This window comes from Lentzea sp. NPDC004782 (assembly GCF_040609115.1).
Lineage (GTDB): Bacteria > Actinomycetota > Actinomycetes > Mycobacteriales > Pseudonocardiaceae > Lentzea.
In genome coordinates this window covers 1-13398 of the sequence record NZ_JBEXJN010000114.1, presented here as the reverse complement: position 1 = coordinate 13398, position 13398 = coordinate 1, and the positions used below count along the sequence as shown (strand labels likewise).

Below are 13398 nucleotides of genomic sequence, written 5' to 3'. Positions count from 1 at the left end.
TTAGGTGTTTTATGGGCTCCTTCCTCCACACCAGGTGGAGGAAGGAGCCCTTCATCCACCTCACCGGACGGCGAGTTGCGAACACGACTTCTGGCTACCTGCTCAGAACGGGAAGCGACCGCGCCGCCACTGCCAGTGGCGACCGGCCTGCAGGTGGTCGAGGATCGCGCGCTGGAGCACCGTTCGGCGCGGCAGCCGGTCGAGCGGCGTGGTCAGGGTGCGGAACACGAACCGCAGCACCTCCACGTCGGCGTCGATGCCTTCCGGCTCCTCGTAGGGCTCCAGCTCGAACCGCTGCTGGAACCGGATGATGTTGGAGTCCGCGGGCAGGTACTCCCGCAGCTGCGGGTCGAGCAGCCACGAACCGCAGGAGAACACCGTGTGGTGCTCGTCGGGGAAGTGGCGCGGGAAGAACGCGCGGGCCTCGTCGAGCGACGCCGTGACCGCGTCCGGCGTCAGCGGCCCAGAGTCGGGGATGTGCAACGAGATGGCGTCGCCGCCGCGCTGGTGCTGCAGCCGGCCGAGCTCGTAGACGCCTCCGCGGACGTGCAGGGTCAGCCAGCTCTGCATGACCGGCCAGCCCTCGCCGCGCATGCGCCGGTCGACCGCGAGGTTGCGGCCCAGGTCCGCGAGGGTCGTCCACGACACGGCGTCGGCGATGCCGTGCTCGCGGTGGTACCTCCTGGCCACGTCGACCAGGGCCAGGTAGACGTACACGTAGAGATGCCGCCAGGCGGGACCTCGGTCGCGCGGCAGCTCCGGGCCGGGTGGCAGCCAGTCGTGGCCGTCGAGGTCGGCACGGACCAGGGCGGTCGAGCGGTCCAGCAGCCACCGCAGCTCCGGTGTCCACAGTGGAGAGTCCGGGTCCGGCCAGCCCGCCATGATCTCGGTGGCGTCCTCCGGCGGCACCGAGAGCCGGTCGAGGAGCGCGGGCGCGTCTGCCTTCGCGGGCAGTGGGGCGGACGGCAGGTCACCGGCGAGGCGGTGCACTCGGTCCACCTCGTCGACGGGAACTCCGAGCCGGGCGGCGGTGTGCTCCAGATCCACGAAGTCGACCTTACCGACCGCGGCTCGGTGACCGCGTTCCGCCGACTGCGGCGCGGTTCGGACCGCTCCGGCCTCCGGGTGGTCGAGGCGGTCGAGGACGGCGAGCGCGTGCCGCAACGCGTTGCTTTCGGCTTGGACATCGCCGGACGCGTGATGCACAGCCGCGATGCGCCGAAGGGTGCCTGCCCGGGTGTAGTGGTTGCCGAGCTCCTCCCGGATGCGCAACGCCTCGCGGTAGTGGCGCAACGCCGGTTCCAGCTCGCCGAAATCGCGGTGGACGTCGCCCACGCACTCCTGCGCGTGGGCCTGGCCGTCCGGGTCCGTGCCGAGTTTCTCGAGCAGGGCGAGGGCCTCGCGGCAGTGCGGCATCGCCTTGCGGTGGTCGCCTCGCAGAAGGTGGGACCGCCCGAGGTTGTTCAACGCCTTGGCCTCCCAGGTCGTGCGCCCGCATGCACGGGCGAGGGCCGGCGCCCGGGTGTTGACGACAGCGGCCGTGGTGTTGCGGACCTCCGGGTCATCCACGAGGCTGGGACCGCGTCCCAGCCTCTGCCTCGATGAGCTCCTCCGCAGGAGTCAGTCCTGCCCTTGCGCGGCTCTCGCGGCGAGCGCCGGGCGCCTGTTGAGCTCCGCGAGCTGGGGCGTGCGCAGGAAGAACTCCGTGACCGGTGCGCGCAGCTCCCGTTTGAGCGCGATGGCCTCGTGCGACCGACCGGCCTCGTGCAGCAGGTCGACGCAGGTCTTCAGCGTCGCGCGCAGTTCTCCGGCGTGCACGGGACCGAGCTGCCGGTAGAGGTGCGCGGCCGTCTTGGCCGCGAGCACCGCCTGGTCCAGCTCCAGCTTGGAGATCATCCGGACCCAGGCGAACGCCTGCAGGCACGCCGCGAGCTGCAGGGAGTGGCTGGTGTCCCTGACGCGGTCGACCGCGAGCCTCGTCGCGGCGAGCGCCTGGTCGCGGCGGCCGAACTCGACGAGCCGGGCACCGGCGTTCGCGAGCGACGCGGCCGAGTCCGCGCGGTGCGCGTGGTCGACGTGGGCGAGCCGCTCGTAGATGGCCGCGGCCTGTTCGGCGGTTCTGAGCGCGTCGATCTGCCTGCCGAGCGCGACGTGCCGGGTGCTGAGGTTGCTCAGGCTCCTGGCCAGCTGGGCTTCCAGCGCGATCAGCCTGGTGGCGGCCGGGGTGAGGCGGTCTGCCCGGCCCGGATCGCGAGCGGCGATCGCGGCGGTGAGCTGGTGCGCGATCAGGGACCGTTCGGCGAGGTTGTCCGTCGACTGCATGCTGAGGGAGTCCCCGCGGAAGATCTCGCTCACCTCCTGCTGCAGCTCGAGGGCACCTTCTGGCGGCAGCAGGGCGCGGGGTGCGCCGGGCAGCGCGACACCGAGCTCGGTGAGGACCTCGTTGAGCTGGAGCTCGTAGGCGTCGAGCCGCTCCTCGAAGATGTCCGCCCTGATCGTCATGGCGTGGCGTGCACAGGCCGCGGCCTCGACGTGCCTGCCGATGCGGGCCAGGCAGATGCCCTGGTTGTGCAACGACGTGGCGAGCTCCGGCCCGAACGCGGTGCGGTTGACGACCGCGAGGTTGCGGTGCAGGTCGACCGCGTGCCCGATGCGGCTCACGGCCTCGTGGACGTGGCCGAGCTGCAGGTGCACGGCGGCGAGCTCGCGCAGCGACAGGGCGAGCTCGGGTTCGAACTTCGCCGGGTTCGTGATCGCGAGCTGCCTGCGGATGGCGACGGCTTCCTCGCTCGCGAGCAGTGCGTCGGTCCACCGGCCGAGCCGGGAGCAGTGGTGCCCGAAGTTGTGCAGTGACGCGGCGAGGTCCGGTTCGAACAGCATCGGGTTGGTCGCGGCGAGCCGGAGGTGGAGCTGCATCGCCTCGCGCGCGGCCTCGAACGCCTCGCGGTGGCGCCCGGCGTCGGAGAGGTGCATGCCGAGCGTGTTCAACGCGGTGGCGAGATCGGGTTCGTGCAGCGCGGGGTGCGCGGCCGCGAGGCGCCGCTGGATCGTCACCGCTTCCTGGGCGACGCGCAGCGCCGGGTCGCGCAGGCCTGCGCCGGACAGGTCGAGCGCCTGGTTGTTCAACGACGACGCGAGGTTGGGTTCGTGCACGGCCGGGTTCGACTCGGCGAGCCGCCGCCGCATGGCCACCGCCCGGTTGGTGACGTTCAACGCGCGCTCGCCGAAGCCCGCTCCGGCCAGGTGGGAGCCGAGGTGGTGCAGCGCCTCGGCCAGGTCCGCCTCGAACCAGCCGGGACGATCGGCCGCCAGGCGCTCGTAGCTCCGCACGGCCTGCTCGCTGGCTTTGAGCGCCTCGTCGAAGGCGCCCGCGTTCGCGAGCCTGCGGCCGAGCAGGAGGTGGAGACCGGCCTTCTCGGCCGGGTCGCTCGTCCTGGCGAGCCGCAGTTCGGTGAGACGCTGGGTGAGCCTGGCGGCGGGGAAGTCGAGGTCGACGTGGCGGTGCTCGGGCAACCGGGGCTCGATCGCGGCGAGCAGGTCGGGGTCCGCGGTGTCGACGACGGCCATCAACGCGCCGCCACCCGCGGTGATCACCCGGTCCGGGTCCTCCCGCACGAGCGCGGCGAGGTGGCGGGCGACGTGCGGCCAGCGCCTGCTCGCCTCGGCCAGCACCGTGATCACCTGGGCCCGGCGCAGCGCCGACAGCGTCAGCATCTTGGCGATCAGTTCGGGCGCGCGCGGATCACCGGGCTCGTCACCACCCGGCAGGCACCGGGCGACGAAGTCCTCGCCCATGCGGTCGGGGGACAGCGGGGTGAGCACCGCGGCGTCGTCCGGGGACGGATAGCACGCCAGGTGGTCGTCGAGCAGACGGGCGGCCTCCTCGTCGGTGCTCGCCAGCCGGGCGATCCGCAACGAGTCGGTGCCCTCCGAGTAGCACATGGGGCCGGTCAGCGTGGCCAGGAAGACGATGCGCGCCAACACGTTCGTCGACGACTCGATCGTGCCGCCGGAGCGCATCCCCGCCCAGTGGTCGGCCTCGCGGTCGAGCAGGTAGTTGGCGAGCGCACCGGGGTGCGTCGGCGGCGTCCGGTCGCGGTCGCACGCGTCCACGGCGGCCAGTGCGGCCATGAGGATCGTCAGCACCGACCGGTACGCGTCGTCGGTGAGCGACCCGGCCGGGCCGACCCCGGTGGCGTCGGTGCCGAGCACCATCGCGAAGCTGTCGCGGGCGGACTCGAACACGGCCCGGCGGGACGGCACGTCGGCGGCGAGCTCGGTGAGCCGTTCGGTCGCGGTGCGGACACCGAGCTTGTGCAGCGGGTAGCGCAGCAGGTCCCACCAGCGGGAGCCGGAGCGGGCCAGCAACAGCACCCTGGTGGGGCCGCCGTGCCGGATCCGGCCGTCCTCGAAGAGGGCCAGCAGATCGCTGCGCGGCCACCGTTCCGCGTAGTCGACGATGACGAGAACACCTCGGTCCGGTGAACACGAAATCAGTTCGTGACCGGTGCCCTCGAAATCGCCAGCGTGATGTGCGACCACCACGCACCACCCGGCACGGACGGATTCCGCCGCGAATTCCGCGGCCAGCCGCGTCTTGCCCTGACCGCCGGGACCGTACATGAGCTTCGCGCCGATCCGGCACGGCTCGCCCAGCCACTGGCGCAGCCGCGCCAGCTCGGCCTCGCGGCCGGTGAACGGCACGACGCGGTTGCTGGCGAGCAGCAGCTGACTGGGCTGTATGCGCAGCTCAGCGGTGTCGGGCCGGGTCGGGGTCGAGAACGGGCGCAGGTCGTGGCGGTGCCGCCGGGCGTGCACGTGGACGTCGCCGTGGACATGGCCGGTCTGGATCACGGGCCCGATCGCCCGGCCGCTGAAGTCGTTGCGCACGACGGAATCGAGACCGTCTCGACCCCTTTTTCCGTCGGCCCGCATCTGTTCCGTCCCTGAGCGCCTCGATGAGAGGCGGGTCAGCGTAGCGGTGGCCCTGTGGGGTGGATCACGTGGCCAGGAATTGGCACGGATTTCGTTCACGACGCCGGTGCCGCGCGCAATTGTCGTCAGCGGAAAGGCCTCCGGCTCACCGCCCCGCGGCTTCCAGCGGCAGCACGACCTGGAACCGCGTGTCGCCCGGCACCGACTCCACCCGGATGTCGCCGTGGTGCTTGTTGACCACGATCCGCCACGAGATCTCCAGCCCGAGCCCGGTGCCCTCACCGACCGGCTTGGTGGTGAAGAACGGTTCGAAGATCCGGCCCTTCACCTCGGCGGGGATGCCGGGACCGGTGTCACCGATCTCCACGACGAGGTGCCTGTCCTGCCGGAAGGTCCGCACGGTCAGCGTCCCGGAACCGCCCATCGCGCCCAGGGCGTTGTCGATCATGTTGGTCCACACCTGGTTGAGCTCGCCGGCGTACGCGGGGATGTGGGGGAGCGTGCGGTCGTAGTCCTTCACCACCTGCACGCCGGTGAGCTTCCCGCCGAACATGACCAGGGTGGAGTCGAGCAGCTCGTGCACGTCGACCACCTGGAACGGCGCGCGGTCCATCTGCGAGTACTGCTTGGCGGCACCGACCAAAGTGGACACTCTGGTGGTGGCGTCCTCGATCTCGTTCATCAGCATCTCGGTCTCGACCGTGTACCTGAGCCAGTGCACGGCGGATCCGGTGACGGCCGCGGGGCACGGTTCGAGCGACCTCTCCAGCCACTCGACGTCGAGCCCGGCGGCGACCAGGACCGGCGCGACGTCCCAGCCGCCGCCGATGCCGTGCTCGTCGAGCCAGTCGGCGACCTCGTCCTCGGCGTCGCTGGCCTCCAGCGGACTGAGCTTCGGTGCCTTGGCGACGCGTTCGACCGCCTTCTCCTGAAGTTCGACGAGAGCCGGCAGGACGGACGGGTCGATCGCCCCCTGCGCGAGAAGAGCGAGTTTGTGCCGCATTCCGGCGACCCGCTCGCGCAGCGCCGCGGTCGCCCGCACGGCGGCCGCGGCCGGGTTGTTGAGCTCGTGGGTGAGACCCGCGGACAGGGCGCCGAGCGCGGTGAGCCGTTCGTGCTGGCCCACCGTCGCCTGGGTGTTGCGCATGCCCCAGAACAGGCCCTCCAGCAGGTGCATCGCCATCGGGAACCACGTGCGGATCATCGGCCCGAACTCGTCGGCGTCGAACTGCAGCATCGACGTGGCGGTGATCGACTCGACGGTCATCTGGTAGGTCGGCTGGTTGAGCTCCAGGTAGGCCTGGGTGGCGCCGAAGTACGAGCCGCGCAGGCTGCTGCGGCTCACCTCGACCCGCTGGCCGCCGATGTTGCGGCACAGGGCGACGGTCCCTTCGAGCAGCACGAAGAAACAGGTCGCGGGCTCGCCTTCGGTGAGCACGGCCGTGCCCGCCTCGCGGGTCTCGACGTGGCCGTGCTCGGTCAGCCAGTCCAGCTGCGCCTGGTCGAGCTTCTCGAACAGGAACAGCTCGCGCAGCTGGGCTGCGGTGGGCCGCTGCATCACGACCTCGCCAGGTAGCGGTGGACCAGGGTGACCGCCATGGCGCCCTCACCGACCGCGGACGCGACGCGCTTCACCGAGTCCGCCCGGACGTCGCCCGCCACGAACACGCCCGGCACGTTCGTCTCCAGGTGGTACGGCGCCCGTTCGAGGTCCCAACCGGGAGGCGATCCGCCGAGGTCGGGCCCGGCGAGGAGGAAGCCGTGCTCGTCCCGTTCCAGCGTGCCGTCCAGCCACTCCGTGCGCGGGGCGGCGCCGATGAACGCGAACAACCAGCTCGCCGGAACGGTCGTCGTCTCGCCGGTCTTGTTGTGCAGCAACGTCAGCGACTCCAGGTGGTCCTCCCCGGTGCCGCCGCGGACCTCGGTGTGCGTGCGCACCTCCACGTTCGGGATCGCCGCGAGCTGGTCGACGAGGTACCGCGACATCGACTGCTCCAGCGAGTCACCCCTCACCAGGAGCACCACCTTGCGCGCGTGCGCGGAGAAGTAGACGGCCGCCTGCCCCGCCGAGTTCGCGCCGCCGACCAGGTAGACGTCCTGCCCGGCGCAGTTCGGCCCTTCGGTGGTCGAGGCGCCGTAGTACACGCCGCGCCCGGTCAGCTCGGCGAGTCCTGGTGCGTCGAGCAACCGGTACGACACCCCGGTGGCGAGGATGACGGTGTGGGCGGCGAGCTCGGTGCCGTCACCGAACCGCACGACGCGCGCGGCTCCCCGGCGCTCCAGGGCGACGACGTCGCGGGTGGTGAGCAGCTCGACGCCGAACTTGACCGCCTGCCTGCGGGCCCGCTCGGTCAGCTGCCCGCCGGACACCCCGTCGGGGAAGCCCAGGTAGTTCTCGATGCGGCTGCTGGTACCGGCCTGGCCACCCGTGGCGATCCGTTCGACCAGGACCGTGCGCAGTCCCTCCGACCCCCCGTACACCGCGGCGCCCAGCCCGGCCGGCCCGCCGCCCACGACGATCAGGTCGTAGAACTCGGCCGACGGCTGCGTGCTCAGCCCCACCTCGGCGGCGAGCTCCGCGTCCGACGGGTCGACGAGGGCCTTGCCCTGGGCGGTGACCACGACCGGCAGCGTCGTCCCGTCCTGATGCGCCGCGGTGAGCAGACAGCGCGCTTCCGGCTCGTCGAGCGCGTGCCAGCGGAACGGGACGTTGTTGCGCGCCAGGAAGTCACGCACCTCGTAGGAACGCGGCGACCAGCGGTGCCCGACCACCCGCACCCGTTGCGGCGGCTGCCGGTCGCTCACCGCCCAGGCCCGCAGCTGCTCGTCGAGCACCGGGTAGAGGTTCTGCTCCGGCGGGTCCCACGGCTTGAGCAGGTAGTGGTCGAGGTCCACGACGTTGATCGCCTGGATCGCCGCGTCGGTGTCGGCGTACGCCGTGAGCAGCACCCGGCGGGCTTGGGGGAACACGTCCATGGCCTGTTCGAGGAACTCGATGCCGTTCATCTGCGGCATCCGGTGGTCGGCGAGCAGTGCCGCGACCTCCTCGCCGCGCAGCTTGATCTCGTGCAGGGCTTCCAGCGCCTGCGGCCCGGACTCCGCCCGCACGACGCGGTAGTGCTCGCCGTACTTGCGGCGCAGGTCGCGCGCCACCGCCCGGGACACGGCCGGGTCGTCGTCCACCGTGAGAATCGAAGGCCGCGCGACGCGGTCGGCAGTCGTCATGCGCTCAGTCAAACACCAGAACTTGTCGGCGGCCGCAATCGAGGTAACGTCTGGCCGTGGCCACTACTTGCGAACACGTCGCCGAGCTGGGTCCCGATCCCGCCCCCACCACGCCGGAGGGCTGTGAGGACTGCCTGGCCACCGGCGGCAGGTGGGTGCACCTGCGCCTGTGCCTGAGCTGCGGCAAGGTCGGCTGCTGCGACTCCTCGCCCGCCAAGCACGCCTCGAAGCACTTCGCCGACGAGGGGCACCCGATCATCCGCTCGTTCGAGCCGGGGGAGAGCTGGCGCTGGTGCTTCGTGGACGACACGCTGGTGTGATCTCCGGCTGAAGCGCTGTCACGGACGGGCGACCGCTTCGGTGATCGCAGCGATCGACGGTGTGCCGGGGCCGGGAAGCCTGGCCACGAGGATGCGGCGGATCTCGGCGGGCGCGCCCTCGACGCGCAGCGTCGTCACGCCGGAAGGCAGCACCGGCGCCATGGCTGCCGGGACGGTCGTGATGCCGAAATCGCCGGCGACCAGGTGCAGCTTGGTCAGCCAGTCCCTCGCGTGGTGGACGACGCGCGCTCGTCCCGGCAGCCCCGGCCACGCGCCGAGCTGCGGTTCGGAAGCCGTTGCGGGAGTGGCGATCCACGGGGCCTCGACGAGTTCGTCGACGTGCACGGACGTGCGTCCGGCGAAGGCTCCGGTCGCGGACGCCGCCACGACGAGCTCCACGTCCCGGACGGTCGTGAGGTGCAGCCGCGGTGACTCGCCGTCCGGTGGCCGGTGCGGCGGCCGGGAGGTCAGCACGGCGAGGTCGATCGAGCCGGTGCGCAACGCCCGCACCAGACCTGGCGTGGTGCCTTCCCGCGTGGTGACGCGGATCCAGGGCGCGGTCGTGGTGAGCCGTGCCAGAGCGGCGGGCAGCACGACGGGGCCGGCGCTCGGGACGAGGCCGAGCCGCACCGGTTCCGACTGGGCCTCGGCGGAGAGGTCCCGGCCCGCCGCGTCGACGGACGCCAGGATCGTCCGCGCGTGGCGCAGCAGCGTCAGTCCCTGCGGGGTGAGCCGCACGCCGTCTGGTCGCCGTTCGAACAGCTCCGCGCCCACGCTGCGTTCGAGGGCGATCGCCTGACGGGAGACCGCGGACTGCGTGTAACCCAGCTGCGCCGCCGCCGCGGTGAAGCTGCCCGACTCGGCGATCCGGCACAGCACCCGCAGACTCGCACTCGACACGTCCATGCAGATCACGCATACCAGAGATGCGAGATCTTCGCTTCCCGCATGGCCGGTTCGTTCCTAACGTCGAGGACGAACTGACGTGAAGGAGTTCTTCCCATGCGAGCAGCGACACTGACCGCCCTCGGCCGCCCGCTCATCGTGGCCGACGTGCCGGATCCGCGAGCCGGCGGAGGCGAGGTGCTCGTCGAGGTTCTCGCGGCCTCCGTTCCTCCGTACGCGGGCGAGGTGTTCAGCGGTGAACGGCGCTATCCGATCGAACTGCCGATCATCCCGGGAGTCGGCGGCGTCGGCCGGGTGGTGGCAGCAGGACCGGACGCGACCAAGCTGGCCGTGGGAGACCTGGTGTGGTGCGACGCGACCGTGCGCGCTCGTGACGACGCGCTGACACCGGACATCGCGTTGCAGGGCTGGAGCTCTCGCGGTGAGGGCGGTGCACAGCTGGCCCGGCACCTGCACGACGGGGCGTTCGCCGAGCTCATGCGCGTTCCCACGGAGAACGCCCACCCGCTGCCCGCGACCGCCGATCCGGCCAGGTGGTCCGCACTCACCGTCTACACCATCGCCTACGGCGGACTGCTGGCCGCCGACCTCGAAGCGGGGGAGACGCTGCTGGTCGGCGGCGCGACCGGCAACCTCGGCAGCACCGCGGTGGCCATCGCGCTCGCCATGGGCGCCGGACGCGTGGTGGCGCCCGGCCGCAACCGGGCCGCGCTCGACCTGCTCGCCGACCGGTTCGGCACGCGGGTGAGCCCGGTCGAGCTCACCGGCGACGACCACGCCGACCGCGCGGCGATGACCGCGGCGGCAGGAGGTCCGATCGACGTGGTGCTCGACCTCCTGCCGCCCAGCGCGCCCAGTTCGGCGGCACGAACGGCGGCCATGACGGTCCGCGAGCGCGGACGCGTCGTGCTGATGGGCGGCGTCGGCATGCTCGGCGGCGCGGACCTCGCCCTGCCCTACCCCTGGATCATGCGCAACTCGGTCACCGTGCGGGGGCAGTGGATGTACCCGCGCGCGGCGAACGCGGGCCTGATCCGCCTCATCGCCTCGGGCGTGCTGGACCTCACCGCCGAGCGCGTCACCTGTTTCACCCTCGACCAGGTCAACGAAGCGCTCGCCCACGCCGCCACCCACCCGGGCCCTTTCGACCGCACGGTGCTCCTCCCGCGCTAACCTCGCGTTCGCCGTCGATGATGGGCTCTTTCATCCACCTGGAGTGCAGGGTCCCGGCAAAGTCGTCCAGCCCACCCGATATGCCCGATGAGAGCGTGCCCACGCGGCAAGCGTTGTCGATGAAGGGACCCTTCCTAAACCTGGGGTGGAAGAAGGAGCCCTTCATCGAGCACCGGGCACCTCGTCCAGGTAGGCCTTCGCCTGCAACGTGAACAGCTCGGCGTACCCGGCCTTGGCCGCCATCAGCTCCTCGTGCGTGCCGTACTCGGCGACCTTCCCGTGTTCCAGCAACAGGATTCGCTCCGCCTGCCGGACGGTGGAGAACCGGTGCGAGATGTACAGCGTCGTGCGGCCTTCCGAGAGCTCCCGCAGCCGCGAGAACAGGTCGTGCTCGGCCTGCGCGTCCAGTGCCGAGGTCGGTTCGTCGAGCACCAGGATCGGCGCCTCCCGCTGGAACGCCCTGGCCAGCGCGATCTTCTGCCACTCACCGCCGGACAGGCTCACCCCCTGGTCGAACCAGCGGCCGAGCGGGCTGTCGTAGCCGCGGGGCAGTCGTTCGATCCGCTCGTCCGCGCCGGCGCGGCGGGCCGAGTCCTCGACGTGCGGCCGGTCCTCGAGCCGCGTCAGGTCGCCGAGGCCGATGTTCTCCGCGGCCGTGCCCTGGTACGTCACGTAGTCCTGGAACATCGCGCTGATCCGCGTGCGCAGTTCGACGGGGTCGTACTCGCGGATGTCGACGCCGTCGAGCAGGATGCGGCCGCCGGTCGGGTCGTAGAGCCGGCAGAGCAGCTTGAACAACGTCGACTTGCCCGCGCCGTTGCGGCCCACCACCGCCACCGTCTCGCCGGGGCGGATCTCGAAGCTGACGCCGTCCAGCGCGGGTTCCTCGGCGCCGGGGTAGTGGAAGGTCACCGAGTCGAACTCGATGTGCCCCTCCACTGTGGACGGCATCGGCCGCGGTGACGCCGGTGCGGTGATCTCCGGTTTCGTGTCCAGGAACCGGTACAGCGTGTCGAGGTAGAGGTTGTTCTCGTACATCCCGGAGAACGCCGAGAACAGGCTGGACACCGATGCCTGCACGGACGTCGCCGCGGCCGTGTACAGCGCCAGGTCTCCCAGCGTGAGCCGTCCGCCGACCGCTTCCAGCGCGATGTACAACATGATCGCCGAACCCGCGAGCGTGCTCAACAGCCCCCAGGACGTCGAGCTGATGTTGCGGTTGATCGTCAGCTTCCGCTGCCGCTGGTAGGAGATGGTCCCGAGCCGCAGGAACCGGTCGACGAAGTACGGGCCGAGCCCGAACAGCTTCGTCTCCTTGGCGTAGGTGTCGGTGGTGACCAAAGAGGACAGGTAGTCCATCCGGCGTTTGATCGGCGACATCATGAAGGTCAGCCAGAACGCGCGCGAGCCGTACTTCGACTGCGAGATGAACGCCGGGATCGGCGCCACCAGCGCGACCAGGGCCAGCAGCGGGCTGATCGAGACGAGCAACGCGACCATGCTGCTGAACGTGATCAGCGTCCGCAGGAGCCCCAGCGCGGAGTTCATCATCGACAACGGCCGCGTCGGCGCTTCCTGCGCGGCCTGGCGCAGCATGTCGTACGAGGTCGAGCCCTCGAAGTAGGCGAGGTGCAGCTCGCTGGCGTGTGCCATCACCCGGTGGCGGATCGTCAGCGTCATGCGTTCCTGCAGCAGCGACTGCGCGATCGACGTGAGCGCGCTGCTGATCGCGGACGCGGTGAGCACGCCGAACTGGAGCAGCGCGATCTTCACGATGTCGTCCGTGGTGCCGGTGTGCTGGATCGCCGCGACGACGGAGTCCAGCAGCAGCTTCGCGATGTACGCGGTCACGGTCGGCAGGAGGCCCGCCAACAGCGTGATCAGCGCCAGGACGACGGTCAGGACGGGGCTGGCCCGCCACGTCAGCTTCGCCACCTTCGGCAGGCCGCGGACGGTGCCCGCCACCGAGGTCTTCGCGCGCTTCAGCCGGGAACGCAGGTCCTTCGGTTCGTCGTCCGGCTTCGGTTCGGGGATGTCGACCGGTCCGGTGAGCCCGCTCTCCGGCACCGTCGTGGCGCGCCGCCGATGGCCGCGCCGGGCCAGCACGAACTCCAGGCCGCCCCCGCCGCCCGGCATCATCCGGCCTCCACGGCGCCGTGCAGGAAGAAGTCGACCACCTGGCGCGTGGTGGGCGCACCGACGTCCGGTGCCAGCCGGCGGCCGCCGAACAACAGGGTCAGGAAGAGGCCGGCGAGCTGCTCCGGCGGCAGCCGCAGCCGATCCTTCTCCGGCGTGAACAGCTCGACCATCGCCTCCCGGATGGCGGCCATCGACTCACGGCGACCGCCCTTCCTGTCCTTGAGGCGATGGTCGCGCTGCTTCGGCCGGCCGGACGCGTGCAGGGCACCCATCAGCGCACCCATCCGTTCGAGGTGCGCGCCGAGCGCCTCGGCGGCTTCGACGAGCCGCTGCTCCAACGGCTGGTCGACTCCGATCTCGGCGATCGCGTCGAGCACGTGGTCGGGCCGCAGCGCCTCGGCCGTGCAGGCGTCGAACAGCTCGTCCTTGTCCTTGAACGCACGGAAGATGGTGCCCTCGCCGATACCGGCGGCACGGGCGATCTGGCTGCTCGTCACGTTCATGCCGTGCTCCATCAGGAGCGGCAGCACCGCGTGCACGATCATGGCGCGCCGGTCTTCCGCGCTCATGCTCGGCGCTCTTCGCCGAGTGTCGGATGCTGGTGTCATGCACCCATCGTGCGGAGTGAGCACTCACTCCGTCAAGCGAATATGCCGCGGCGGTTCAGGAGTCGCCAGGTAAACCCGCGCACAAGGAAGAA

At 71.1% G+C, this 13398-nt stretch carries 9 protein-coding genes; 2 read left to right on the top strand and 7 right to left on the bottom strand.

Annotated elements, in window-relative coordinates:
• Positions 1-102: 102 nt before the first annotated feature.
• The 4 genes from ABZV40_RS45090 to ABZV40_RS45075 all read right to left on the bottom strand — a co-directional run bounded on the left by ABZV40_RS45090 (position 103) and on the right by ABZV40_RS45075 (position 8160).
• Positions 103-1569: an acyltransferase domain-containing protein gene (locus tag ABZV40_RS45090; protein WP_355456260.1), complete on the bottom strand. Its 1467-nt coding sequence runs from the start codon at positions 1567-1569 to the stop codon at positions 103-105.
• A 51-nt stretch (positions 1570-1620) separates the two neighbouring features.
• A complete protein-coding gene (locus ABZV40_RS45085; protein ID WP_355456258.1) occupies positions 1621-4890 on the bottom strand; it encodes a tetratricopeptide repeat protein in 3270 nt (1089 codons plus the stop codon).
• A gap of 190 nt (positions 4891-5080) precedes the next feature.
• A complete protein-coding gene (locus ABZV40_RS45080; protein ID WP_355456256.1) occupies positions 5081-6493 on the bottom strand; it encodes an ATP-binding protein in 1413 nt (470 codons plus the stop codon).
• The gene (locus ABZV40_RS45075) at positions 6493-8160 is read right to left on the bottom strand and encodes an FAD-dependent oxidoreductase (protein WP_355456254.1); all 1668 of its coding nucleotides are present in this window, start codon (positions 8158-8160) and stop codon (positions 6493-6495) included. The genes ABZV40_RS45080 and ABZV40_RS45075 overlap by 1 nt, the downstream gene beginning before the upstream one ends.
• A 56-nt stretch (positions 8161-8216) precedes the next feature.
• On the opposite strand from ABZV40_RS45075, the gene ABZV40_RS45070 reads away from it, so the two are divergent.
• Entirely contained in the window at positions 8217-8480 is a 264-nt protein-coding gene (locus ABZV40_RS45070; RefSeq protein ID WP_355456252.1) for a UBP-type zinc finger domain-containing protein, read from the top strand.
• Positions 8481-8498: 18 nt separating this feature from the next.
• Here the strand turns inward: ABZV40_RS45070 and ABZV40_RS45065 are convergent, their stop codons facing one another.
• The gene (locus ABZV40_RS45065; RefSeq protein WP_355456250.1) at positions 8499-9386 is read right to left on the bottom strand and encodes a LysR family transcriptional regulator; all 888 of its coding nucleotides are present in this window, start codon (positions 9384-9386) and stop codon (positions 8499-8501) included.
• 96 nt (positions 9387-9482) lie between these two features.
• On the opposite strand from ABZV40_RS45065, the gene ABZV40_RS45060 reads away from it, so the two are divergent.
• On the top strand, positions 9483-10559 hold the full coding sequence (locus ABZV40_RS45060; RefSeq protein ID WP_355456248.1) for a zinc-binding alcohol dehydrogenase family protein: 1077 nt from the start codon (positions 9483-9485) through the stop codon (positions 10557-10559).
• Positions 10560-10721: 162 nt separating this feature from the next.
• Here ABZV40_RS45060 and ABZV40_RS45055 read toward each other — a convergent pair whose 3' ends face one another.
• Together ABZV40_RS45055 and ABZV40_RS45050 are read right to left on the bottom strand one after the other, a co-directional pair.
• Positions 10722-12674 (bottom strand): ABC transporter ATP-binding protein, encoded by a 1953-nt coding sequence (locus tag ABZV40_RS45055; protein WP_355456262.1) that lies wholly within the window; start codon positions 12672-12674, stop codon positions 10722-10724.
• A gap of 20 nt (positions 12675-12694) precedes the next feature.
• Positions 12695-13267, bottom strand: a complete 573-nt coding sequence (locus ABZV40_RS45050) for a TetR/AcrR family transcriptional regulator (protein ID WP_355456246.1) — start codon at positions 13265-13267, stop codon at positions 12695-12697.
• Positions 13268-13398 lie beyond the last annotated feature (131 nt).